This window comes from Gluconacetobacter diazotrophicus PA1 5 (assembly GCF_000067045.1).
In the GTDB taxonomy this organism is placed as follows: Bacteria; Pseudomonadota; Alphaproteobacteria; order Acetobacterales; family Acetobacteraceae; genus Gluconacetobacter; species Gluconacetobacter diazotrophicus.
Map to the genome: position 1 here is coordinate 2,693,318 of NC_010125.1, position 23,771 is coordinate 2,717,088.

The window sequence follows — 23,771 nt, forward strand, 5'->3', positions numbered from 1 at the left end:
TTGGCTTTCCAAATGGCGAACATAACCATATCCTCTGGCCTATGGATCAGACCGTTACATCTGATCCGTGGGTGAAAATAAAGGCCGGTTGGCGCCGGCCTGGTTCGAACGAGGGGCGCAATATGGCACGAAAGCCGTGCGCAATGCCAATGCATGTCGAAGACATTAAGGCCGAACTGCGCAAGCGGTATGGCAGTTTGGCTAGCATCAGTCGCCAATTGGGGTTGAACCCCAATGCGTTGACCGCAGCCATCCACAAGCCGGGAAATTCCGTCCGCTCCGAACGGCGCATCGCCGAGCTTCTGGGGAAAGCGCCGCATGAGGTGTTTCCTGACCGCTTCCACAAGGACGGGACTCCGATTTCGCGTGTCGTTGATCGGAAACCTACCTGCCGGATTCCTGACCGTCTTCGTGCAAACGGGGTGGCGGCATGAACGTCAAGAAGGTCAAGCTGGCGGACATCGATCCGCGTTTCGACGGGCGTATCCGGCCGGTCGTTGAGGCTGTCGCCCAGATTTATGCCGAGAGCTTCCTGGAGCGCGGGCAGGATACGGCGATTGAGGTCCGATATGGATCGGGCGAGGAAGGTGCGCCGAAGTTCATCCTGGTCGCGGGTGGGCACCGATACCGGGCCGCGCAGATTGCGGGCTGGGACGCGCTGGATGCGGTGATTTCGAAGCTGAATGCCGATGAGGCGCGGCTGAAGGAGATCGACGAAAACCTGTACAAGCACGAACTGGACGTGCTGTCGCGGGCGCGGTCGCTGTATGAGCGGAAGGAGGTTTATCTCCGGCTATTCCCCGAGACGCGGCATGGGGGCGACAGAAAAGTTGGTCAAGTTGCAACCGTTGCAACTTGCTCGCCTCCCCGTTTCGCCGTCGATGCAGCCGACAAGATGGGCATCAGTGAGAGGAGCATCCACGGATACATCGCCCTGTATCGCGCCCTCCAGCCTGAAACCGTGCGGGCGCTTCAGGGCACGACGTTGGCCGATGACCGGGCGGAATTGCTCTATATCGGCAAGATCGAGCACGAGATCGAACAGGTCGTTCTGGTCAAGAAGGCCCTGGAAGCCGGGAAGAAGCCTTCGGAACTGGCCGAGGAGACGGTCGCCGCCATCCCGACTGAGGCGATGTGGCTGGCGATGGGCCGCAAGGCGGCGGCGAAGATCATCAAGATGGATGCGCCGGCCCAGCGGGTGCTGCTGGAGGAACTGGTCAAGGCCGGGCTGATCCAGCGTGACCAGATCGTGCGGGGGGCGGTCGCATGAGCGGCGGAGGAGAAGCTGCCCTGGCTGTCGCCGTCGGCGCGATTATCGAGCGCGAGCGGAAGCGTTCGGGTGTGACCCAGACTGACCTGGCGAAGGCCATTGGGGTTCAGTCGAATGCGATCTGGGGCTGGGAGACCGGCGCCCGCCTGCCCCGCATGAACCATCTGTTCGATCTGCTGTGGGAACTGGATGTGCCGCAGTCGGTGTTTCTGGAGATTCTGGCGGCGGATGCCAAGACGCGGGAGCGCGCGGCATGAGCGATTACGAAAACGATCTTCCCTCCGATCTGAAAGAGGCGCTCGCGCGAGCGCCAGCGCCTCCTGGTATGCGGATGAGCTTCGTCGTCTCCGGAGACGACAAGGTTGGGCTTACTTTTGTTCGGGACGAAGTCGCGCGCGCAAAAGCTCGACAAGCCACAATTGAAGGTCTTCTGCGGGAAGCTCTGGAAAAGGAACCGTGGTTTCGCTCATCCGGATCGTCACGATCATATTGCCGAAAGCTGCGCCAAGTTCTGGCGCTGCCGTATCGGCGGTCACGTGCAGATCGGCTTCAAGATAAGCCGGGATCGCTTCCTCGGGAGTGGCGAGGCCGGGCTGTATGGTCAGTCGTCTCAAGTAATAGGGCATTTTGGTTCTCCATGGGGTTGGTGGCACTTCCCATGGTGAAGAAGCTGGCGCGAGTCTGGCAACGGGCTCGTGCCAGCAGTCGGGGGCGCGCATGAGCCGCCGCCCTGTGCCGGGACAGATGTCCCTGCTGGACTGGATGCCGCCGGAGCCGGTGGTGCAGTTCGATGAGCGCCTGATCCGGGCGAATTCCTTCAGCGGCCGGTTGTCGCGGGCGATTTCGATCAGCCTGCAGGAGTGCGGGCAGTCGCGTGAGGACGTGGCGGCGCGGATGTCGGCCATTCTGGAACGGCCGGTCAGCCTGCCGATGCTGAATGCCTATTCGTCGGCGATGCGTGAGGGGCACCAGATCAGCGTGCCGCGTTTCGACGCCCTGGTGCATGCAACCGGTGATCGGCGGCTGCTGGAATTCATGGCGGAGCCGCACGGCTGGGCGGTGATCGAGCGGCGGTATCTGCCGATGATCGAGTTGGCGGCAGTCAGTGAACAGAAAAAAGACCTGGCACAGCGTGAGCGGATGCTCCGGCGCCAGGCGGTTCGGGGAGGTCGGTGATGGTCAAAGTAACGGAAGAAGTCCTCTTTGAAGGTGGTGCGCTTTTTACGGCAGAGATGCTTGGTCTCGTTGTTCAGGAAGATAGTCAGGGGGTGATGTCCTTTGACAATTCTCTCCCTGACCATGAGGCGAAAGTGAGCCTTTCTATCTCGCAGTTCCGGTTCCTGGCTGCGCTCTTTGTATTTGCCGCACGAGAATATTCCGCAAGTGGTCGGCCATCGTATCTGGCTTCATGGCTGGAAGGATATCGAACTGGGTCGAAACCGAGCCCTCAAATTTCATTTGGGCGTCGCCGCGGCAAGTTATCCTGACCTTGGCAGTCACCTCGAATAAATATTCATTCGAATTATTGGCGGGAACGGTTGTCATGCAAATATCAAAAACGTCAAATTCGAGCGTTTTTTCCCAAATGTGTTGATTTCCAGCGAGAACTGACCCTGTAGGGGCGGAAATTTTCATTGAGAATTGACCCGTGTCTGACACTTCCCCGGAGCAACTGTCCGGGGGTTAAAGGAGTGATCAGCATGGAATTGTTGAGTGTGATCCGGCGGTGGCATTACCGGGATCATGTACCGATCCGCGAGATTGAGCGTCGGACGCGATTGTCGCGCAACACGATCCGCAAGTATCTCCGGGCGGAGACGGTTGAGCCGCAGTTCAAGGTTGCCGAGCGTCCGAGCCGGCTGGACCCGTTTGCGGAGAAACTGGCGACCTGGCTTGCTCTGGAGACGTCAAAGTCGCGCAAGCAGCGCCGCACGGGGCGGCGCCTGCATGTGGATCTTGTAGCGCTGGGTTATGACGGATCGTATGGACGGGTTGCGGCCTTTATCCGGAACTGGAAGGCGGAACAGCAAAGGGCGCGGCAGACGACGGGACGCGGCGTGTTCGTTCCGTTGCGCTTTCAACCCGGAGAGGCCTTCCAGTTCGACTGGGGAGAGGACTGGGCGGTGATCGGGGGGCGGCGCGTCAAGCTGCAGGTCGCCCACACCAAGCTGTCCTACAGCCGGGCCTTCATTCTGCGGGCGTATCCGCTCCAGACTCACGAGATGCTGTTCGACGCGCTGACGGAAGCCTTTCGCGTTTTGGGCGGGGTGCCGCGTCGAGGTATTTTTGACAATATGAAAACCGCCGTGGACCGGGTTGGGCCCGGCAAGGTCCGCCAGGTCAATCTGCGTTTTTCGGCCCTGGTGAGCCATTATCTGTTCGAGGCGGAGTTCTGCAATCCGGCAGCGGGTTGGGAGAAAGGTCAAATCGAGAAGACCGTCCAGGACGCCCGGCGGCAGATCTGGCAGGAGATGCCGCATTTTCCTGATCTGGCCTCCCTGAACGTCTGGCTCGAGGCGCGTTGCCGGGAACGTTGGACTATCTTGAGGCATGTCGAATTGCCCGGCAGCCTCGCCGAGGCCATGCGGCGGAAGTGCCTCACCTGGGTTCCAGGGCGCCCGTTCGACGGGTTCGTCGAACATACCAAACGGGTTTCGCCGACTTGCCTCGTGCAGTTCGAAAGCAACCGCTACAGTGTGCCCGCCTCTTTTGCCAATCGGCCGGTCAGCCTGCGCGTCTATCCCGACCGGTTGGTGATCGCGGCCGAGGGGCGGATCCTATGCGAACATCCCCGGATCGTCGAGCGGTCCCACGGCGTGCCCGGTCGCACGATCTATGACTGGCGGCATTACTTGGCGGTGCTCCAGCGCAAACCCGGGGCCTTGCGCAATGGCGCGCCCTTCTCTGAATTGCCCGAGGCGTTCCGGACGCTGCAGACGCACCTCCTCCGGCGCACGGGCGGCGACCGGGAAATGGTCGAGATCCTCGCCCTGGTGCTGCAGCATGATGAGCAGGCCGTGCTTTGCGCGGTTGAACTCGCGCTCGAGGAGGGAGTAGCCACCAAGACACACGTCCTCAATACGTTGCATCGTCTGACGGACGCCAAGAAAACAGGAGCACCCAGGCTCGACGCGCCGCAGGCATTGGTGCTCGAACGCGAGCCTCAGGCCGATACCGGACGGTATGACGCCCTGCGCGGGGAGGCCCGTCATGCGTCATGATCCCGCGGCCGGTGCCCTCGTCGTCATGCTGCGCGGCCTGCGGATGTATGGCATGGCCCAGGCCACGGCCGAACTGACCGAACAGGGTGCGCCGGCATTCGAGGCCGCCATCCCCGTCCTCTCCCAGCTTTTGAAGGCGGAACTCGCCGAGCGAGAGGTGCGCTCCATCGCCTATCAAACCAAGACTGCCAGGTTCCCGGCCTACAAAGATTTGGCAGGGTTCGATTTCTCGGCCGCCGAGGTCAACGAGGCCATGGTCCGTCAACTCCATGCCGGGGATTTCATCGACCGTGCCGACAACGTCGTCCTCATTGGTGGACCAGGAACCGGCAAGACCCATCTGGCCACCGCACTTGCCGTGCAGGCGATCGAACATCACCGCAAGAAGATACGGTTCTGGTCCACGGTCGACCTCGTCAACGCCCTCGAACAGGAAAAAACCGCCAATCGCGCAGGACAGATCGCGGAACGTCTCCTGCGCCTCGATCTCGTGATCCTGGACGAACTTGGCTATTTGCCGTTCAGCGCATCAGGCGGTGCCCTGCTGTTCCATCTCCTCAGCCGTCTCTACGAGCGCACCAGCGTCATCATCACCACCAATCTGAGCTTCAGCGAATGGGGCGAAGTCTTCGGTGATCCCAAAATGACGACAGCCCTGCTCGATCGCCTTACCCACCACTGTCATATCCTCGAAACCGGAAATGACAGCTACCGGTTCCGCGCAAGCTCCGCCGCCCCCAGGAACCGGAAGGAAAAGGCAACCGCTTGACCAGCCCATAAAACATAGCAGAGATAACCAAAGGCCGGGTCAGTTCTCGATGAAAACCCAGGGTCAAATCTCAGCAGAAATTAACACTTCACCACCAACCAGGCCGTCAACCTGCCGCAAGGCACGCTGCTGACGCTGGACGGGTCGGTCCAGTGGCAGGTGACGCAGGCGTATAATCTCGCCGCCAACAGCACGACATCGGTGTCCGTCCAGGCCACCACGACCGGCACCGTGGGCAATCTCGCGGCCAACACGGCGCTGACGCTGGTCTCGCCGATCGTCGGCGTGGTCACGGTCGCGGTGGACGGCAATGGCCTGGCGGGCGGCGCGCCGATCGAACCGGTGGAAAGCTGGCGCGCCCGTATCATCGCCAATATCCGTGCCCCGGTCGGCGGCGGCACGGTCGCGGATTATCAGCGCTGGGCCAAGGCGGCCGGCGCGGCCTACGTCAACGTCATCCGCGCATGGCTGGGCCTGGGGACTGTCGGGGTCGCGGTGGCGATGGCCGGCGGCGTCGCGCCCACGCCCGCCCAGGTGACTGCCATCCAGGCCTATATCGACAGCGTGCGCCCGGTGCGCGGCAACGTCACCGTGTTCGCGGCGACGATCGTGCCGCAGAACCTGACCATCCTGCTCAATCCGGACACCGTCACGGCGCAGGCGGCGGTCGCTTCGGTCCTGGGGCCGTATTACCTCAGCGTCGGCATCGGCGGCACGGCCTATCTCGAACAGATCAATGCCCAGATCTCGGCCGTCGCGGGCGAGGAAAACGACCTGGTCTCGCCGACCGCCGACCAGGCGTTCGGCGCCAACCAGATGCCCGTTCTGGGCACGATCGCATGGCAGGCGCCGTCATGAGCCGCACGGCCGACCAGATCGTCGATCAGTGGCTGCACCAGCTCTCGCCTCCGGGTCGCGCGTTTCCGAAAATCGCGGGCAGCAATCTGGCCGGGCTTTACCGCGCCATGGCGCTGACGCGCGCGCAGACCGAAGCCGACCTGGACGCGCTGAAGCTGGAGATTTCGCCCCAGACCAGCACGCTGCTGCTGTCGGATTACGAGGCCGTCCTGGGGCCCGACCCATGCGGCCGCGACCAACTGGTGACTACGGTGGCCGAGCGCCAGGCGCTGGACTTCCAGCGCTGGACGTATGCCGGCGGCCAGAGCATCGATTTCTACACCCAGATGGCCGCCTCGGTCGGTGTGACCATCACGATCGACGAACCCGAGCCCGCGATCTGCGGCGCGGCCGTCTGCGGCGTCGATGTCTGTAGCCAGGAAACGGACCGGTTCATCTGGGTCGTCAATATCCAGCCCGGCAATACGGGTCTGGAGCCCGAGGCGGCGATCTGCGGAATCGGTGTCTCCGGCGTCACGGTCTGCGGCGACATCCTGCCGCCGGCGATCGCAAACGAAGCGGCAATGCTGATCTGTCCGATCCAGACAATGAGCCCTGCCGATACCACCGTGGTCTTCGGGTTCGGACCAGGCCCGACAGGGGCGGTCCTAGATACCTTCAACCTCAATGTGGATGCGATCTCGTGATCGCGTCTGATGCAGGATCTCTGTAATGGATTACACAAGCGCGGCGAACTACGTCACGGACAGCCAGGGGCGCAGACAATACGCAGACCGGGATATCGTGAATGGTGTCCCCGGCACATCGCTGTTGGCGGCGGACCTCAATGCGGTGACGAACACGCTGATCGCCGCGATGAAGGCGTACGGCATCACACCCAATGCCGCCGACGACACGCTGCTTGCGCAGGCGATTGCTGCCGCCGTCGAAGCGGAGGACCTGCGTGCCTCGACCGTCGAAAGCAACCTGCAATCGAGCAAGGCGGCGGCGACGGACCTGCAAAACGAGGTCACGCGAGCGGAACAGAAGGAGACGGCTCTGGCGACGTCGATCCAGGATGCATCCGGCCCCTGGAACACGGCGACCGCCAGCGGAACTGTGGTAACGCCCGCCTGGGCGACCCGCCTGGAAATCTGGATGACGGGCGGCGGCGGCGGCGGTGCGGGCTGTCAGGGCACGTCGATCAGTGGCGCGATATCCGGTGCCGGGGGCGGAGCTGCGGCAACCGTGTACGCGATGCTATCGGTCACGAGCGGGGCAGCCGTCGCGCTGTCCGTTGGCTCCGGAGGGGCCGGAGGCGCCGGCACGGCTGCCGCTGCGGCGGGAGGGGCCAGCGCCGTCTCGGTGAACGGCACCATCCTTGCCACGGCGAACGGGGGTGGCGGGGCAACCTGGTATTCCGCGAACGGTTCGGCCGGGGCATCCGGCGGAGATTACGCCTCGGAGGCATCGGCCGGTGTCTTGCAGATCGCCCAGATCAAGGGCGGCAGCGGCGGTGACGGGCAGGGACAGAATTACGTCTTCGCGGGGGGCGGAGCGCCCTCTCATTGGGGCGGCGGCGGCCGTGCGGGCGCGGGCGGCGGCATTGCCGGCGTGGCCTGGGGGGCCGGCGGTGGGGGTGCGTACGACGTGTCCGGTTCGGGCACCGTATATTCGGGCGGCGCAGGCGCCGGCGGCGCCATCATGTATCGGTTCCTGCCATGACCAAGGGAGACGCTGGGGTGACGCTTCTATTGCGTATCATCGGTATCATCATCTGCGCCACTGCTGTCCTCGTGCCGGGACCTCTCCGTGCCCAGTCGACGGTGCCGCAATTTTCTCCCGGCCAGATCCTGACCGCCGCCCAGCTGACGGCCATGCAACAAGCCAAGGTCGATGTCGCGGGCGGATCGTCCACCACCCAGAAGCTGACGACGCCGTCGGTGATCGGCGGGACGATGGACGGGGCACAGACGGTTAACGGCATTGTCGCCAGCACCCAGTCCCGCACGCTGGCCGCGCATCTCGGCGACGTCGTCAACGTGCTGGATTATGGCGCCGACAATACCGGCGCGACCGACGCGGTCGGCGCGATCAATCAGGCGATCGCGACCGGGCGGAATGTGTATATCCCGCAGGGCAAATATACGATCACGGCCGGGTGGATCGACATGACGACGCCGGGCCAGCGCGTCTATTGTGACGGCCCGCAGACGACGCTGACCGTCGCGCGGGCGGGATATGCCCCGTCACCGGCCCTGGTCATCGAGCCTTCGGCGGTCATGGCTGAGTTTCGGGGCTGCACGATCGACCACAACGGGGCCCAGTTCCTCAGCACCGGGCCATTCGTTCCATTGGCGTGGAACAACACCACGATCGGCACGCACACCAATGACGGCCTGGGGAATGCCGTACTGGTCATGGCAGACTACGCCCGATTCGAGGGGACCGTCACTCGCGGCTGGGACAACTGCGTAGGCCTCGGCTCATTCAGCCTAACCACGGGCGCCCAGACTACGACACCTGCCCCCAAGAGCCCTACTGTCACGCAAACCCACACGTCGTATTGTGGCGTCGGGAATCATAGCAGCACCCCCGTATATAACCAGGGTGCTGGCGTCGATGTGCTGACGGCGACGGGCGCCATTGTCTCGGACAGCACGGACTTTATGTCGCACGACGGATTCTGGATCGACACATCCGGAGGTGCGGGCGCCTCGTTCTCGAATTTGACCTCGTGGTATGCGCAGCGGACGCCTACCTTGCCGAGTGGTGGGTGGGGATACGCACAGGGCGGCGTTGCATTCTACTTGTCCGGCAGCAATGAAAACTTCGATGGATCGACAAACGCGCTGCTGGCGGGGTCCTCGTGCGTGAATTGCACAGCCATCCAGCCTCAGATGCAGGGGCTCGTCACAGATTTGCATTCTAACGGCCTCACGGTCGCCAACCTGCGTGTCGTGCGTCCAGGCCTTGAGTGCATCTGGCAACGGTCAGGTCATACCGTCTACAGCAACGTCCAGTGCGATACGCCGAATTACCTGGCGGGCCAGACGATCGCCGCGGGCGAGACGCCGGCCCCGCAGGTCGCGGCGGTCCAGATCGACGCCAGCAACACCAGTGACGTGACCGCTCCTGACATCCTCAACACGCTGGCCGAATTCAACGGGCTGTCGGTCACGGCGGCGGGGTCGCCCTCCTATACCTACACCTTGTCTTTGGGATCATACGGCAACAACCCGGCCGTGAAGCTGAACGGTGTCAGCCTGACGCCCGGCACGGCCGGCACGTTTTACCGCGGGGCCGGCGCGCTCAGCATCCTGGACCCGTCGCTCTACGCTGCCTCCTCCCTTGTCAGCAGTTCGACGGGCCCGGCAGTCGCCAGCGGGTTCGGGACGGGTGCGACGCTCCAGACGAACGGGTCGGCCGCGTTCTCGCTCACGGTCGGCACGTCACCGGGATCGTCGGGCGTCCTGACGCTGCCGCCAGCCTATCACGGCTGGGTCTGCGACGCGTCGGATATCACGACCCAATCGGCCACGGTGTTTCAGACCCGGCAGACCGGATCGACGACCACATCGTCCGCCCTGGCCAATTTTGGCACAGACGGTGCGCAGCACCCTTGGGTCGCGGGGGATACCCTGTTGGTCAAGTGCTCTGGGTATTGAGCGAAGCAAATGAGCGGCTTTCTTCTCAAGGCAGGGACTACCTTTGTTCTGACCTGCAAGGTCGAGCATGATGATGGGACTTTGGTCGATCTGACTGGCTTCGTTTTCGCGAGTCAGATCCGCGACAGCCAAGGCAACCAGATCGCCGCGCTTTCGGCTGTCGTGCCGGCGAACACCACGGGTATCCTCAACCTGTCGTTTGCGGGTTCGACAGCGACATGGGCGGCGGGAAATTATCTCTGCGACGTCGTCTTCACCTCGCCGACCGGCCTGGTCACTGCGACCGAGACATTCGCCGTCACCGTGATCCCTGGCGTCACCCAGATCGGGAATCCTACTCCATGAACGTCACGCCGCTGACCAATTCGCCGATGCGCGTCGTCATTGCGCCTGGGACCGCTCTCTCGCCTCCCCCGTTCATCGCCTCGGCCGAGATCGTCGAGGGCGGCGCGCTCCAGTTCACCATGTCGGACGGATCGACCGTCGAAGTTGCCAACCTGATGCAGGCGCTTGCCGCGTCAGTGGGCGGGAATTCGCTGGCGACGCTGAATGCCGATGGTGCGCTTATGCTGGGCGCGGGAACGGTCGCCCTGGTGAACGGCACCCTGGACGTGACCTGATGGACCTCCTCGCCCTCTATAATGAATGGTCGGGACCGGCCGGGGCCGTCGTTGGCCTGGCGTCCGGGTGGTTCGCCAAGCTCCAGCATGCCCGTCTCCAGGCGCAGAAGGCCCAGTATGACGCCGGCCAGCAGGCCCTGGCCGCGCTTGATCTGGCCAGCAAGCGCGAGCAGGCGCTGACGCGATCGCTGCTCTCCGCCAGCGACGAGATCGGCGCGCTGCGCTCGACCGGCTGGCGCACGCGAGACCTGTTGGAAGCCCTGCACGCCGAGGCTATCGGCGCCAGGCTGATCGTCCACGAATTGGAGGCCAAGGCCGGACTGCCGCTACGCGCGTTCGAGCCACTGCCGCCTTATCCATTCCCCGCTGAGACAGTGCCTGATGGTGAGACGGCGGGGGCACAGGCTGTTGACGCAGCCGAGCCGCGTGCTGAACCCACGCACGGATAAACTGCCGGGAAAGCCATGCGCGCGGGCAACGTGGGGAGGTACTGATTTCGAACTAAGTGGGGCCTAATTACGCCCTTAACGGTCCCTCAGAACCCCGGAGAAATGGGTTCCATTCCTGGTGTCCTGCTGTTCCAAACCTGCCGGCCCGCTTCAGCCAGCGTGTAGCGCCCGGTGGCGGCATCGTAATGGAAGCACAGCAGCAGGACCGGCGACGCCTCGGCCCGCTGTCCCGCCGCCGCCCGCGCCAGGGCCTGCCGGACATCGCCGGGGCGGTAGCCGACCCCCAGCACGTAGCCCGAGACCATGCCGGCCGGCGTCATGAAGACCAGTCCCATCGGGTGCAGATACTGCTTCAATGCCGGATCGTACCGCGCGTGGAACCCCACCGCCTGGGACAGGCGCGCGATCGACGCCGTCTGCCCGACCAGGAAATGCCAGCCCCGGTCGGCGCCCGGGGTGGCGTGGCTGGCCAGGTCGTCCTGCCGGGCCTGCCGCGCCATGGCGGCGGTTTCGGCCGGGTCGATGCTGACGACGATCAACGTGTAATCGTCGGGCGTCTTCAGGCCGCCGGCATCCAGCGCGTGCAGCAGGTCCTCGCGTTCCAGCGCGCACAGATTGGGGCAGGTGTAATAGCCGATCGACAGGATCGCCGGATGGCCGTCCATGAACGCGCCCAGCGGCAGGGTGCGCCCCGCCGTGTCGGTAAAACGCGCATCGAGCGGCACGATCGCCCCCTGGCGCTGGGTGAAGGCCAGGTCCTGCATCGGACCTGCCCACGCCGCCGTGGATACCGCCAGGGCCAGCGCCGCCACCATGGCGCGCCCGATCGTCGGTCCGGGCGTCATGGCCGGTCCGCCCCGGCGGATGGCCAGTCCGGAATACCGTCGCGCGCCACCTGCCGCATCGCCTGGTCGATCGGCACGTGGGCCACCCCGCCCGCGCGATCCACCCAGCCGAACCCGTTCAGCCGTGCCAGGTCCGCCGCGCGGAAGGCCGCCATGTCGGCCGGCGGGTCGCTTTGCAGGGCGGGCGCGGCCATCCGCGGCAGGGGGCCACGCAGTTCCGTGTCCAGCGTGTGCTGCGGAAACAGCATGTTGGCCAGCACCGCCAGCATCACCACCGCCACGCCCACCCCGATTCCGACCACGAGGACCGGGCGCAGGGCCACATCCCGGACTTCATGCCGGGGGCGGGAAAAATGCGGGGGCGCGGCGGGGGCGGGATCGTCAGGCATGGGCGGCCTCGCGCTGCATCGTGCGGAGGCACAGTGCCGCCCCCGCCCCCGCGAACAGCAGAAGCGACGCCAGCGTCAGCATCACCGACACCGACGCGCGTTCCGGCAGGACCAGCCACAGATTGCGCGCGACCTCCATGGTCACCAGCAGGGCCGCCGCACCCAGCACGACCGGGCGCCGGACCTGCAGCGGGGCAAGCATCAGCAGCACGAAGGGCAGCAGGAAATGCAGCAGCACGATCCCCACCGCCACGGCGCCCCATCCGCCATGCAGGCGGCGGCCGTACCAGGCGGCCTCGACCGGCAGGTTCGACTGCCAGATGATCAGGAACTGCATGAAATCCAGGTAGGCCCACAGCACCGTCAGGCCGAGCAACAGCCGCGCCAGGTCGCGCGTCGCGGCCCCGTCGGCAGAACCCGCCAGCAGGACCAGCAGCATGGCCAGCGCCAGCAGGCCCGCCCCGGCGGCGGCGATCAGCCCGTAGGCGCTGGAATTGAAGTGCGGATCGAGCGATTCCGTCAGGTCGATGGACGCGAAGCTGAAGGTCAGGGCCAGCAGGATCAGCCCCGCCGGCGCGATGCGCGCCAGCCTGCCCCCCCGCAGGCACGCCATGGCAAGCACGGCCCAGACCCCCGCATAGAGCGCGATCCGCAGCAGCGCGAAGGACGGATTCAAATAGAACCGGTTGGCGGCGTGCGCGGTACCCCCGGCATGCAGCCACGGATAGAGGTCCCCTGCCCCCGCCAGCAGGACGGCCAGCGCCGGCAGGCCCAGCGGCAAGGTGGCCACGCCGGCGCGCAGGGCGGGGCGCAGGATGTCGCCCCAGCGCCCGCCCGTCAGCGCGTGGGCCAGGATCAGCGCCATGCTGCCCAGCGGCCAGCCTAGCCAGGCGGCACATGCGGCCAGCCAAGGGCCATAGACGGCGCGGGGCATCCACACCAGCCCGGCCAGCACCGCCAGCCCCGCCAGCCCGGCGATGGCCCATGCGACGCCTTCGGTCCGGGGCGGGGTACGGGTCATGGCGCGGCCCGCTGTTCCGGCGTCAGGTCGGCCAGCACCATGTGCTGGCTGCGCTGCAACGCATGCACATAGGCAACGACGGCCCAGCGGTCGCCAGGCTCGATCCGCTGGGCAAAGCCGTACATCATGCCCCGGCCGCCGGTTACGACGTCGTACAGAAACTGCGGCCTGGACGCGGCCGGGGATGACATGGCCAGCGGCGGCGGGGCGGGAAAGCCGCGCTGCACGATCATGCCATGACCGTCACCGGTTTCGGCATGGCAGGACGCGCAGAAAACATGATATTCGGTTCGCCCGCGTTCCAGCAGCGCCATCGTCACCGGGGGCACCGGACTGGCGGTTTCGCCGTACTGCACGGTGCCGCCCGGAACTTCGCCCGGGGCGGTCGCACGGCTGGCATACGGGTTCTGCTTCCTCTGCTTCGTCATGTCGTCACAGCCGGCGACCAGCAGCACGGCCGCGATTGCCAGGACGAAAGCGGGGCGCGGCCTCGGAGGCTGTTTCAAAACGCGCGTCGGATCGCCAGCAGCGGGGCTTTTGAAACAGCCTCTCATTCCGCTACCTCCTCGATCCCGATCGGGGCGTGGCGGGCCAGGACCCGGTGCGCGCGGGCGCTGTCGGTGGGGCGCGCGACCAGGACATAGAATCCCAGCATGGCGGTGCGCATGCACTCGGCCTCGTCCACCGGATCGTACAGGCGGGGCATCCGGGCCAGCAGCAGGTATCCGGCCATGCCGGCGACCACCGCGCCCAGGACCGCCAGTTCGAAGGTCGTGGGCACATAGGACGGCCAGGACAGGTCCGGCCGGCCACCGATATTCTGCGGATAGCTGATGGTCGTGGCATAGGCCTGCATCAGGAAGCCGCCCAGCCCGCCCACGATCCCGCCGAACAGCATGACCGCCGGCAGGATGGAACCGCCCGCCATATGCCCGTCCCCGGCACCGTCGTCTTCCGCCTCGCGCGGTTCCATCGCCATGTAGGTTTCCACGAATCCGGGATCGCCGCGCCGGATTTCGGCGGCGGCCTTCCGCATTCCGGCCTCGGTGGCGAAGGCGGCGACGATCATGCCGGCCCCCGCAGCATGGCCCGCATTTCGGCCATCGCGACCACCGGCATCAGCCGCACGATCAGCAGGAACGTGGTCAGGAACAGCCCGATCGTGCCGAACAGCAGGCTCCATTCCCATATCGTCGGCGTGTACTGCCCCCAGGCGGAGGCCAATTGCGTGCGCGCCAGGCTGGTCACGATGATCTGGAACCGCTCCAGCCACATGCCGACCAGCACGCCCAGCCCGATCAGCCAGACCAGGGGCTGGGTCAGCCGCACCGCGCGCCACCACAGCAATTGCGGGAACACGATGTTCAGGACGATGGTGCCCCAATAGACCGGCGCGTACAGGCCGAAGGCGCGCATGAGGAACATCGTCCGGTCCGCCTGGTCGGGCCCGTAGAACGTGGCGAACGCGTCCATCAGATAGGCATAGGCGACGCACAGGGAACTGGTCAGGAACAGCCGGCCCAGCACGTCGATGTGCCGCTCCGTCACATAGGGCTGCAGGCCCAGCAGCGACCGCAGCGGCAGGATGGCCATCAGCACCACGGCGAACCCCGACAGGGCGGCACCGAAGACGAAGAAGGGCGGAAACTGCGTGGAATGCCAGCCGGTGGCGGCACTGCCCGCGAAATCCATGCCCACGATGCTGTGCACCGACACCACCAGCGGCGCCATCAGCGCGGCCATCACGGCATAGACCGCGCGATAATGCCGCCACTGGGTGCCCGAACCGCGAAAACCCAGGGCCAGCACCCCGTAGAACATGCGCCGCCCCTGCCCCCGCGCGCGGTCGCGCAAGGTCGCCAGGTCCGGCAGCAGGCCGAAATACCAGAACAGGATCGACGCCAGAACATAGGTCAGGATCGCGAAGAAATCCCACACCAGCGGGCTGCGGAACTGCGCCCATAGTCCCATCGTGTTCGGATAGGGAAACAGCCAGTAGAAGAACCAGGGCCGCCCCAGATGCAGGATGGGAAAGATCGCGGCGCACAGGGCCGCGCACAGGGTCAGGCTTTCCGCCAGGCGGTTCAGCGCCGTACGCCATTCCACCCCCAGCAGGAAGAACAGGGCCGAGATGAACGTGCCGCCCGAGGCGATGGCGATCCACCACACGTAATTGAGGATATCCAGCCCCCAGACCACCGGCCAGTCGATGCCCCAGATGCCCAGGCCGGCATAAAACAGCCACGCGACCGCGACCACGCCCATGCCCAGCAGCCCCAGCGACACCGCGAACGCCCCCCACCACCACAGCGGCGTCCAGGGGCGCGCGTCCTCGCGCAGCGTCACCGCGCAAATGCGTTCGGTCAGCGACTGCGCGGTCTCGCCCGGTGCGACGACGGCGGGGGCGCTCACAGTTCGATCGCCGGGTTGGGATTGCGGATGCGCGCCTCGTACGTCACGCGCGGATGCGTGCCCTGTTCGGGCAGCGCGACATAGGTCAGCGGACTGGCCTTGCGATGGCTGACAGCAGCATCGGGGTCGTTGATGTCTCCGAACGTGATGGCCTGCGTGGGACAGGCGGCCTGGCAGGCCGTCACCACCTGTTCCACCGTCCCGTCCCGGTCGGCCGCGATGCGCGCCTGCGCGATCCGCTGGACGCAGAAGGTGCATTTTTCCATGACGCCCCGCGCGCGGACCGAGACATCGGGATTGCGGCTGATCGGCGGCCGGCGTTCCTGTTCGGCGAAGGCGAAGTAGTTGAATCGCCTGACCTTGTAAGGACAGTTGTTGGAACAGAATTTCGTGCCGACGCATCGGTTGTAGACCATCACGTTCAGGCCCTCCGAATCATGCGTCGTGGCGCCGACGGGACAGACCGTTTCGCACGGCGCCTGTTCGCAATGCATGCAGAGCATGGGCTGGAAGAACGTGTCCGGTGCGTCCTGCGTTCCTTCATAGCTGCGATCGATCCGCAGCCAGTGCATCTCGCGCTGGCGCAGCACTTCGTCACGTCCCACCACCGGCACGTTGTTTTCCGCCTGGCAGGCGGTCATGCAGGCATTGCAGCCGATGCAGGCGTTCAGGTCGATGCCCATGCCCCACGCCACCGGGGCGCCGGGGTTCCGACGGTACAGGGCGGCAGCGGGGGCGGGATCGTCCTGCGCGGTTCCAAGAAATTTCGGGTTCTGCCGGAACCGTGCCAGCACGCCATGCCGCACGATGTCGGACGGCGTATCGGCCACCAGGGTGGCGTGGTGTTCGGTGCAGGCGACGGCCACCGCGCGGCCGGTGGCGACCATACGCACCGGCCCGGCCACGTCGCGCAGCGGATACAGGTCGGTGCCGACCCCGTCACCCGTTTCCCCGGCGCGCCGCCGGCCCGATCCCAGCAGCCCGACGACGCAGCCCGATGCCTGCCCGGGCTGCACCCAGATCGGCAGCACGGCGCGGCGCGCACCCACCGACAGCGCGACCTCGTCCCCATTGCGCAGGCCCATCGACCGCGCCAGGTCCGGCGGGATCAGCAGCGGGTTGCCCCAGACGATCTTGCTGAGCGGGCGCGGCAATTCCTGCAGCCAGGGATTGTTCGCCTCGCGCCCATCCCACAGATGCGGGTCGGGCCGCAGTAGAAGGGTCAGGTCCACGGGCGGCGCGGGAGGGGGCGCGGGCGGCATGACGGGTGCGAGCGGCGTATCGAGGCGCGCGCTGGCGGTGCCGGGAACGACACCCGCCGCGAGCGCCGCGCGCCAGTCGCGTTCCGACGGCAGATGCTGCCGCCAGGTCTGCCGCACCAGGTCCCGCGCGGGGCGCGCGACGTCGCCGGCGCAAAGATGCAGGATGGTCGCGGCGCTGACACCGCCATAGAGCGGCATCGCCTGCGGCTGGAGGATCGTCGCCGTACCGTCGTCGGCGCGGGCATCGCCCCACTCCTCGAACCCATGAGCCAGCGGCACATGCCATCGTGCCGCCTGCGCCGTCTCATGCGGCCGGTCGGCCAGCGCGACGCTGAGGGGGACGCGCGGCAGCGCCGCCGCGAAACGCGGCACCTGATAGACCGGATTGACGTCCAGGATCAGCAGCGCGCGGACGCGCCCGTTTTCCATGTCGTCCATCAGGGCCGGCAGGGTGGATGTCGGCCGCGCCGGGCGATGATCGGGTGCGTCGAAGACGTCGAATGCCCTGCCCCGGCCGCCCAGCGCCTCGTTCATCGCATGCACGGCGGCCTGGGCCTGCGCCCCGTGATCGGGGCCGAGATGGATCAGCGCCCGCCCGGGATGGGCGCGCAGGTCGGCCACCACCGCGCCCAGCCAGTCGGGGCCGCCCGACGGTGCCTCGTTGCGCAACACGGCGGCGGCCAGGCGGCCGATGATCTCGTCGCAGGCGGCGGGCGCCGTGATGAAGCGGTGGTCGGCGGCTACCCCTGTCAGGCTGGGCGTCGGCTCCACGGCATACAGGCGGTTCATCGGCCCCTGCACCGGATTGCGGCGGCCGGCGAAGGCCCGGGCATGGCGCAGATGGCCGGGCGCGCTGTCCAGCAGGTCGCTGTCCACGGCCAGGGCGACATCGACCTGTCGCAGGTCCGGGATCACCATCGCCGGGCGGCCATAGGCCAGTTCCGCGCCCTGCCGCACCGTATCCCGCCCGATGGCGTCCCATCGATGCCAGATCGCGCCGGGATAGGCCGCCAGCAGCGCGTCGATCGCCGCCCCCAGGGTGGGCGACGTGACGGTTCCGGTCAGGATGCGCAGGCCGGACGCACCTTGCGGCACCCCGCCGTTCGGCGCGGCGCGCAGGACCTGCAGGGCGGTCGTGACCTCCTGCCACGCGGCGGGCATGCCGTCATGCAGCGGCCCGCTGGCCCGGTCGGGGTCATAGAAATCCTGAATCGCGGCCTGGGCGAATACATCGGTGGCACCCAGGCTGGACGGGTGTCCGGGGTTGCCTTCCACCTTGGTCGGCCGCCCCATCTGGTGGGTAACCAGGATACCGTTGGCATAGCCGTCGCGGACATGGGCGCTGGCGTAGACGTTGGGCACCCCCGGAATCACCCCCGGCGCCGCCCGCACGGCAGAGACGAAGCCGCGATCCGGCGTTCCGGGATCGCATCCCGCAAGCCCGCCGCCGGCCAGCGCCAGGGCCATCAGTTTCAGCGTCCGCCGCCGGTCCAGCGGATGCGCCAGGGCCTGTTCCAGATGCGGAAAACGCCCGATCCACTCCCGTTCGTCGCCCGGCAGCCCGTCTAGCGATGGCATATCGAGCACTCCGTCAGGTTGCGGCCGCCGATATGGTAGGCGCGCATCAGTTCCGTCGGCGGTGGTGTCGCATGGTCCGGGTGCCAGCCCATGTCATAGACGTTCGCAAGCGGGCGCAGGTTCGGCCCCGGGTTGCGGTGGCAGTCCAGGCAGAACTGCATCGTCAGGGTCTTCGCCTTGTAGGTCAGGGGCATGCCGGCCACGTCGCCGTGGCAGCTCTCGCACCCCACGCCTTTCGAGACATGGATACTGTGATTGAAATAAACGTAGTCCGGAACGTCCGTGACCCGCGCCCAGACGATCGGCCTGTTTTCCGTCAGGCTGTCGCGAACCGGCGCCAGCAGGGCGGCGTTGGTCCAGATCTGGGAATGACATGTCATGCAGGTGAAGGTCGGCGGCAGGCTGGCCTGCGCGCTGCGTTCCACGCTGCTGTGGCAGAACCGGCAATCGATGCCCAGCCCCGCCACATGATGCTGATGGCTGAACGGGACCGGCTGCTGGATTATCCACCCGACATGGCGAACGTAATCCGACCGTGGCCAGGCAAACCACCACAGGCACACACCGGCAACGGCGCCCACGATCCCCAGCATCACCACGGTAACGATGACATTGGCTCGTGGAGTGAATACCGCCGCCATCGGCCATGTTCCACCTTGCTGACCAGGGCGGCCCGATCCACCCGCGCATCGTTCCCCCCTCGAACGCATCCGGGATGAAAAACGATCCCATCACGTCGCGGTGACCGGCGGCGGATCTATGGCAGGCAGGCGCGCGGCAGGATTGACCGAGTAACCCTGGGGCTACTCTTGTGCCTTGAAGCGCGGATTATTCCAGGTGGTGATTGGTCCGTCTGTGCTCGATCCACCGCCCCGCATCCGAAGTTTCTCGGACTGGGGACAGTGGATAGAGGCACCTGCCCGTAAGCTACGATATCAGCGATTGAACCCCGAACGTTCATGAACCCGTTCGGCCAGGTGAATGACTTCACCGTGCCATGCCTGGATATCGCTGTTTTCGGACCCGGACAGTTTGAAGTGCGTGATCAGGTCCGTCAGCTTCTGCGTTTCCTCTGTCAGGCTGCGTGACGACGAGCGCGAATTGTCGGCGATGGATGCGTTTTTCTGCGTGGTCTGGTCCATGACGTTTACAGCGGTGGTGACCTCCCGCAGGCTGGAGGATTGTTCACGCGCGCTATGGACGATCGTGTTCAGCTTCTCGCCCATTGTCGAGACAAGGCTGGAAATATCCTGCAGGGCCCGTTCCGTGTCCCGCACGCAGGTCGCACCTTCATGAATTTCCTCGACCGTCTTGTTCACCAGCGAACTGATGCCCTTGGCGGCCTCGGCACTGCGTTGGGCCAGGCTGCGGACTTCGTTGGCCACGACGGCGAAGCCTTTTCCCGCGTTGCCCGCGCTGGCGGCTTCGATGCTGGCATTGAGGGCAAGGATATTGGTCTGGAACGCGATGCCTTCGATGATCTCGATAATGGCGACGACTTCGGCCGAGCTCGTTTCTATGCGCTGCATGGCCTTGCGGGTCCTGCCCATGATGTCCGAAGACGATTCGGCGGACCGGCAGGCTTTCAGACCGACGGTCTGGGTCTGGGTGATGATCTCCTCCGATTGGGAAACGTTCCGGGCGATCTGATTTATCGCGGACGTCGTTTCTTCCAGCGCGGCGGCCTGCTGTTCCGTCCGTTCGGCGAGTTCCTCCGCCCCGCCCGAGACGACCTGGCTGCCTTTCCTGATGACGCTGACGGCCTCGGAGATGCCCCCGATGGCGATGGCGAGTTGCTGGACCGACCGGTTGAAATTGTCGCGCAGCGGCTCGAACTCCCGGGGCAGCGCGTCATGGACACGGGCCGACAGGTCCCCGTTGGCCAGGTCGTCCAGCGCGGCGCCGATCGTCTTGATGACCCGGTTGCCGTCCTTGAGCCTCTGTTCGTCTTCCCGGCGGCGCGCGGCCTGCATCGCCTCGTTCTGCTGGCGGGCCTGCCGGGCTTCGGCGTCAGCCTGCTGTGCCCTGAGCAGGGACCCGCGGAAGCCCTCCAGCCCACGGGCCATGGCGCCGATTTCGTCGGAACGCCGTGTCCCGTAGACCGTGCCGTTATATTCACCGCGTTCCAGTTCCGAAACCGACCGCAAAAGGTTGCGCAGGGGCGTGCTCAACATCCTGTTGAACGTGAGCCACATCACCACGATGGACAGCAGAATCAGCGTAACCCCCGGAACGACCAGGGAAAAGACGGTATTCCAGACGGGTTTGGTGATCGCGTCGGACGGCACGTCGACGATAAGCGTCCAGTAGATGCCGAAATCGTCAATTCTGATCGGAACGATGATACGGTCCACCGCGCCGTCATTGAAATCCCGCGCGATGGTCAGTGTATGCTGTGTTATGGCCTTTTGCACAGTCGCGTCGGACGACGCATCATAATGCTTCATCACCTGCGAGGAATTGGGGGTGACGATCCAGAAGCCCTGATCCGACAGAAGGGAAACCGTCGAACCCTGGGCGATATGGACGGTTTTCAGAAGCGGCGCCAGCCACCCGAGCGGGATATCCGCGCCGATGACGGCGATCCTCTTTCCATCGAACGTGATGGGATAGGTGGGCGATACCATCGGAACCCCTGAATCCGTGTCGATATACGGTTCAAGACCTTCGAGATTTCCGGTATTTATAATACTATAAAAGACGGGACTGTAATGCAGCGCGGGCGTGGTGATGGCAACCTTGCCGCCCGGGCCGCGCACGGCGTAGGGAAAGAATACGTCGTGAGAACTGCCGGCCGGCCCGCCGGGGAAGAGCGAGCCCTCGGCGCCATGCGCGGCTTCCTTGACGTCCATGCCGTAAATATCGGGGAAGAGGCGCATGGTTTCGGACAGATTGTCGATGACGAACTGCCTGGTCAGCACACCGGACCGATGGGCGGATTCAATGGTGCCTCGCAGGCTGCGCACGACGGTATTCTGCGCGTCGAGCGCCTGGATGATCTGCTGCGCCAGGATCTGGCTTTTTGAAATCGCCTCGGAATAGATATTCTTCTCGACCTGCGCCTTCATCAGTCTGGCGGACAAGCTTACGGCGACGATCTGGATAACGAGAAACGACAGCCCGCATATCATGATGATTTTGGTCGACAAATACGGGCGGGACCGGGCGCTTGACGATGCCATCATAAAAAGACCCCTCCGAGGAAATGGAAAGATATTTTTCTGTCAGTCTTTGTTGCGAACTTAGGGTGGTTTATTCGCTTTACGAAGGATGGGAAGGTTTCTATTTTCGATGCCATCAAAATCACGCAGAATTATTGCGAGCGTTCGCTCACGTTTACCATTATTAGCAATCTGCGATTCAGTCATATCACCCTGGAAAGGTCAATGACCTTTTATAGTCGTAATGACCTTGTGATGGCAGGAATAAAATATAGTTTAATTTTATATTCTGGAATTTCGGTGGTCCTCCTCTCCCGATTTTCAGGACGGACGACTATCCTGACCCGTTACGGTCTGCGTGAGGACAGCCCATGCGGACGGGACGCGATCCCGACGCGGATCGGGCGTCCCGTCACAAGTGTCCGGTGCGGGATCCGGGACGATCAGCGATACACCAACCCGCCGTCGATCAGGATGGACTGGCCCGTCATGTAGTCCGAATCCGGGCTGGAGAGGTAGGACACCAGGGAAGCGACATCTTCCGGGGTTTCCGCGCGGCCCAGGGCGATGCCTTCGACATATTTGCGGAATGTCGCGCCTTCCGGCGCTCCGGTGATCTGGGCGAAGAGATGGTCGATCTCGACCCACATGTCCGTCCCCACGACACCGGGGCAATAGGCGTTCACGGTGATGCCCTTGCTGGCATATTCCTTCGCCGCGGCCTGGGTCAGCGCCCGCACCGCGAATTTCGTGGCGGAATAGACGCCGAGGAACGCAAAGCCGTCATGACCCGCGATCGAGCAGGCATTGATGATCTTGCCCTTCTGTTCGCGCGCCATGAAGCTGTCGGCGGCGGCCTGGATACCCCAGAGCACGCCCTGGACATTGATGCGGAAAATGCGCTCGACATCCTCCGGCGCCACCGAGGCGATCGGCTTGACCTGCGCGATGCCGGCATTGTTGATCATGATGTCGAAGCCGCCCAGCGCCTTTTCGGTGTGGTCGATGGCGGCGCGGACCTGTGCGCGGTCCCCGACATCGGCGACGAAGGTCGTCACCTTGCGGCCCAGCGCCTCGATCTCGGCGGCCACGGCCGCCAGCGCCTCGCGCTTGATGTCCACCAGCGCGATGTCGGCGCCGTCCTTCGCCAGACGCAGCGCGATGCCGCGTCCGATCCCCTGTGCCGCGCCCGTGACAAGTGCGACTTTTCCTTCAATGGACATGATGTCCTCTCCCGAATCAGGCATATTGGTCCCGGCGCGGGTTATTATACGTTCTTACTTGCCGCACACCCGGCCATGTTGGAGATCGCCACGCCCCGATCCCGTGCGCCAGAGCCCTCGTCATCGCGATCACCCGGTCGTGACCCGCCGGCGTGGCACCTGTCGCGCTTTTGCGACAGGGCCGTCCTGAACCATCCTGTCAGCGCCGCGCCTCGGTCGCCATCCTGACCGCCAGGCCGCCCAGCACGCTGGCCATGACCCAGCGCTGGACCAGGGCCCAGCGCGGCCGGGTCGTCATGAACAGCGCGATCGAACCGGCCATCAGGGCGATGACCGTGTTGACCATGACGCTGATGACGATCTGCGTCGTGCCGAGCGTGAGGGACTGCGACAGCACGTGCCCCTGCGCCGGATTGACGAACTGGGGAAGCAGCGACAGGTACATCACGGCGATCTTCGGGTTGAGCAGGTTCGTCACGAAGCCCATCGCCAGCAGACGCCGGGGGGAATCGGGCGGCAGGTTCCGCACCTGAAAGGGCGAACGCCCGCCCGGACGGATGGCCTGCCAGGCCAGATAGACCAGGTAGGCCGCCCCGCCCATCCGCAGGCCATCGTACGCATACGGCACCGCCATGACGAGCGCCGTAACCCCGAACGCCGCGCACAGCATGTAAAACACGAACCCGGCGGCCACCCCGCCAAGCGAGACCAGGCCGGCGCGCGGTCCCTGGCAGAGCGATCGGGAAATCAGATAGATCATGTTGGGACCCGGCGTCAGCGCCATCCCGAACGCCACGAGGGCAAAGGCAAGCAGGCTTGTCGTCGGTGGCAGCATTCCGTCGTTTTCCTTTCCGTCCGGTCCTGTGCGACTGACCGGCAGTGTAGGCGCCGCCCGATCATTCCGGATACAGCATAATTCGCACGGCAGGTTTCCATTGCCGCCCTGCCACATCCGCCTCCCCTGCCCCGTGGCGGGCCCGCACATCGCCCCGATTGGCATCACTTGTGCGTTCATCCCGACCGGATCGGGTTATATTGAAATAGAC

25 protein-coding genes and 1 pseudogene are annotated in these 23,771 nt (G+C 65.1%); 14 read left to right on the top strand and 12 right to left on the bottom strand.

Annotated features, from left to right (window positions below):
• Window positions 1–149: 149 nt before the first annotated feature.
• From GDI_RS19185 to GDI_RS12355, 3 genes are read left to right on the top strand one after another with little or no spacing between them, the layout of a single operon-like run.
• On the top strand, window positions 150–434 hold the full coding sequence (locus GDI_RS19185; RefSeq protein WP_157871044.1) for a helix-turn-helix domain-containing protein: 285 nt from the start codon (window positions 150–152) through the stop codon (window positions 432–434).
• Window positions 431–1,270, top strand: a complete 840-nt coding sequence (locus GDI_RS12350; protein ID WP_012226616.1) for a ParB N-terminal domain-containing protein — start codon at window positions 431–433, stop codon at window positions 1,268–1,270. The genes GDI_RS19185 and GDI_RS12350 overlap by 4 nt, the downstream gene beginning before the upstream one ends.
• Window positions 1,267–1,527 (top strand): helix-turn-helix domain-containing protein, encoded by a 261-nt coding sequence (locus tag GDI_RS12355; RefSeq protein ID WP_012226617.1) that lies wholly within the window; start codon window positions 1,267–1,269, stop codon window positions 1,525–1,527. Before GDI_RS12350 ends, GDI_RS12355 begins: the two co-directional genes overlap by 4 nt.
• A 111-nt stretch (window positions 1,528–1,638) precedes the next feature.
• On the opposite strand, the gene GDI_RS12360 is transcribed toward GDI_RS12355, so the two are convergent.
• Window positions 1,639–1,896, bottom strand: a complete 258-nt coding sequence (locus tag GDI_RS12360; protein WP_041249429.1) for a hypothetical protein — start codon at window positions 1,894–1,896, stop codon at window positions 1,639–1,641.
• A 118-nt stretch (window positions 1,897–2,014) separates the two neighbouring features.
• On the opposite strand from GDI_RS12360, the gene GDI_RS12365 reads away from it, so the two are divergent.
• The 11 genes and pseudogenes from GDI_RS12365 to GDI_RS12410 all read left to right on the top strand — a co-directional run bounded on the left by GDI_RS12365 (window position 2,015) and on the right by GDI_RS12410 (window position 10,834).
• Window positions 2,015–2,446 carry a hypothetical protein gene (locus GDI_RS12365; protein WP_231854115.1) on the top strand — a complete coding sequence of 144 codons (432 nt, stop codon included), beginning with the start codon at window positions 2,015–2,017 and terminating at the stop codon, window positions 2,444–2,446.
• A complete protein-coding gene (locus tag GDI_RS19795) occupies window positions 2,446–2,757 on the top strand; it encodes a hypothetical protein (protein ID WP_157871046.1) in 312 nt (103 codons plus the stop codon). Before GDI_RS12365 ends, GDI_RS19795 begins: the two co-directional genes overlap by 1 nt.
• A 213-nt stretch (window positions 2,758–2,970) precedes the next feature.
• Entirely contained in the window at window positions 2,971–4,491 is a 1,521-nt protein-coding gene (gene istA, locus GDI_RS12370) for an IS21-like element ISGdi17 family transposase (RefSeq protein ID WP_012226622.1), read from the top strand.
• On the top strand, window positions 4,481–5,260 hold the full coding sequence (gene istB / locus GDI_RS12375; RefSeq protein WP_012224987.1) for an IS21-like element ISGdi17 family helper ATPase IstB: 780 nt from the start codon (window positions 4,481–4,483) through the stop codon (window positions 5,258–5,260). Before istA ends, istB begins: the two co-directional genes overlap by 11 nt.
• 99 nt (window positions 5,261–5,359) lie before the next feature.
• Window positions 5,360–6,118: pseudogene (locus GDI_RS12380) on the top strand (baseplate J/gp47 family protein); the annotation flags it as partial.
• Window positions 6,115–6,804, top strand: coding sequence for a putative phage tail protein (locus GDI_RS12385; protein ID WP_012226627.1), 690 nt, complete (start codon window positions 6,115–6,117; stop codon window positions 6,802–6,804). The pseudogene GDI_RS12380 and the gene GDI_RS12385, both read left to right, overlap by 4 nt.
• A 25-nt stretch (window positions 6,805–6,829) precedes the next feature.
• Window positions 6,830–7,822: a glycine-rich domain-containing protein gene (locus tag GDI_RS18625; RefSeq protein WP_012226629.1), complete on the top strand. Its 993-nt coding sequence runs from the start codon at window positions 6,830–6,832 to the stop codon at window positions 7,820–7,822.
• A complete protein-coding gene (locus tag GDI_RS12395; RefSeq protein WP_012226631.1) occupies window positions 7,819–9,765 on the top strand; it encodes a glycosyl hydrolase family 28-related protein in 1,947 nt (648 codons plus the stop codon). Before GDI_RS18625 ends, GDI_RS12395 begins: the two co-directional genes overlap by 4 nt.
• 9 nt (window positions 9,766–9,774) lie before the next feature.
• On the top strand, window positions 9,775–10,110 hold the full coding sequence (locus GDI_RS12400) for a hypothetical protein (RefSeq protein WP_041249432.1): 336 nt from the start codon (window positions 9,775–9,777) through the stop codon (window positions 10,108–10,110).
• Window positions 10,107–10,385 carry a hypothetical protein gene (locus GDI_RS12405; RefSeq protein WP_012226636.1) on the top strand — a complete coding sequence of 93 codons (279 nt, stop codon included), beginning with the start codon at window positions 10,107–10,109 and terminating at the stop codon, window positions 10,383–10,385. The genes GDI_RS12400 and GDI_RS12405 overlap by 4 nt, the downstream gene beginning before the upstream one ends.
• The gene (locus GDI_RS12410; protein WP_012226638.1) at window positions 10,385–10,834 is read left to right on the top strand and encodes a hypothetical protein; all 450 of its coding nucleotides are present in this window, start codon (window positions 10,385–10,387) and stop codon (window positions 10,832–10,834) included. Before GDI_RS12405 ends, GDI_RS12410 begins: the two co-directional genes overlap by 1 nt.
• A gap of 86 nt (window positions 10,835–10,920) precedes the next feature.
• Here GDI_RS12410 and GDI_RS12415 read toward each other — a convergent pair whose 3' ends face one another.
• The 11 genes from GDI_RS12415 to GDI_RS12465 all read right to left on the bottom strand — a co-directional run bounded on the left by GDI_RS12415 (window position 10,921) and on the right by GDI_RS12465 (window position 23,560).
• Window positions 10,921–11,679, bottom strand: coding sequence for an SCO family protein (locus tag GDI_RS12415; RefSeq protein ID WP_012226640.1), 759 nt, complete (start codon window positions 11,677–11,679; stop codon window positions 10,921–10,923).
• On the bottom strand, window positions 11,676–12,068 hold the full coding sequence (locus GDI_RS12420; RefSeq protein WP_012553380.1) for a hypothetical protein: 393 nt from the start codon (window positions 12,066–12,068) through the stop codon (window positions 11,676–11,678). Before GDI_RS12420 ends, GDI_RS12415 begins: the two co-directional genes overlap by 4 nt.
• Entirely contained in the window at window positions 12,061–13,089 is a 1,029-nt protein-coding gene (locus GDI_RS12425; protein WP_012226643.1) for a hypothetical protein, read from the bottom strand. The genes GDI_RS12420 and GDI_RS12425 overlap by 8 nt, the downstream gene beginning before the upstream one ends.
• A complete protein-coding gene (locus GDI_RS12430; RefSeq protein WP_231854116.1) occupies window positions 13,086–13,517 on the bottom strand; it encodes a c-type cytochrome in 432 nt (143 codons plus the stop codon). Before GDI_RS12430 ends, GDI_RS12425 begins: the two co-directional genes overlap by 4 nt.
• Before the next feature lie 122 nt (window positions 13,518–13,639).
• Window positions 13,640–14,158: a DUF3341 domain-containing protein gene (locus GDI_RS12435; RefSeq protein WP_012226647.1), complete on the bottom strand. Its 519-nt coding sequence runs from the start codon at window positions 14,156–14,158 to the stop codon at window positions 13,640–13,642.
• Complete coding sequence (gene nrfD, locus GDI_RS12440) at window positions 14,155–15,501, bottom strand: NrfD/PsrC family molybdoenzyme membrane anchor subunit (protein WP_012226649.1); 1,347 nt, start codon at window positions 15,499–15,501, stop codon at window positions 14,155–14,157. Before nrfD ends, GDI_RS12435 begins: the two co-directional genes overlap by 4 nt.
• Window positions 15,498–18,341, bottom strand: coding sequence for a 4Fe-4S dicluster domain-containing protein (locus tag GDI_RS12445; RefSeq protein WP_012226652.1), 2,844 nt, complete (start codon window positions 18,339–18,341; stop codon window positions 15,498–15,500). Before GDI_RS12445 ends, nrfD begins: the two co-directional genes overlap by 4 nt.
• Window positions 18,329–18,982 carry a cytochrome c3 family protein gene (locus GDI_RS12450; RefSeq protein WP_012226654.1) on the bottom strand — a complete coding sequence of 218 codons (654 nt, stop codon included), beginning with the start codon at window positions 18,980–18,982 and terminating at the stop codon, window positions 18,329–18,331. Before GDI_RS12450 ends, GDI_RS12445 begins: the two co-directional genes overlap by 13 nt.
• Window positions 18,983–19,276: 294 nt before the next feature.
• Entirely contained in the window at window positions 19,277–21,424 is a 2,148-nt protein-coding gene (locus GDI_RS12455) for a methyl-accepting chemotaxis protein (protein ID WP_231854117.1), read from the bottom strand.
• A gap of 521 nt (window positions 21,425–21,945) precedes the next feature.
• Window positions 21,946–22,725 (bottom strand): acetoin reductase, encoded by a 780-nt coding sequence (locus tag GDI_RS12460; RefSeq protein ID WP_012226658.1) that lies wholly within the window; start codon window positions 22,723–22,725, stop codon window positions 21,946–21,948.
• A 199-nt stretch (window positions 22,726–22,924) separates the two neighbouring features.
• Window positions 22,925–23,560, bottom strand: a complete 636-nt coding sequence (locus GDI_RS12465; RefSeq protein WP_012226660.1) for a LysE family translocator — start codon at window positions 23,558–23,560, stop codon at window positions 22,925–22,927.
• Window positions 23,561–23,771: the final 211 nt, after the last annotated feature.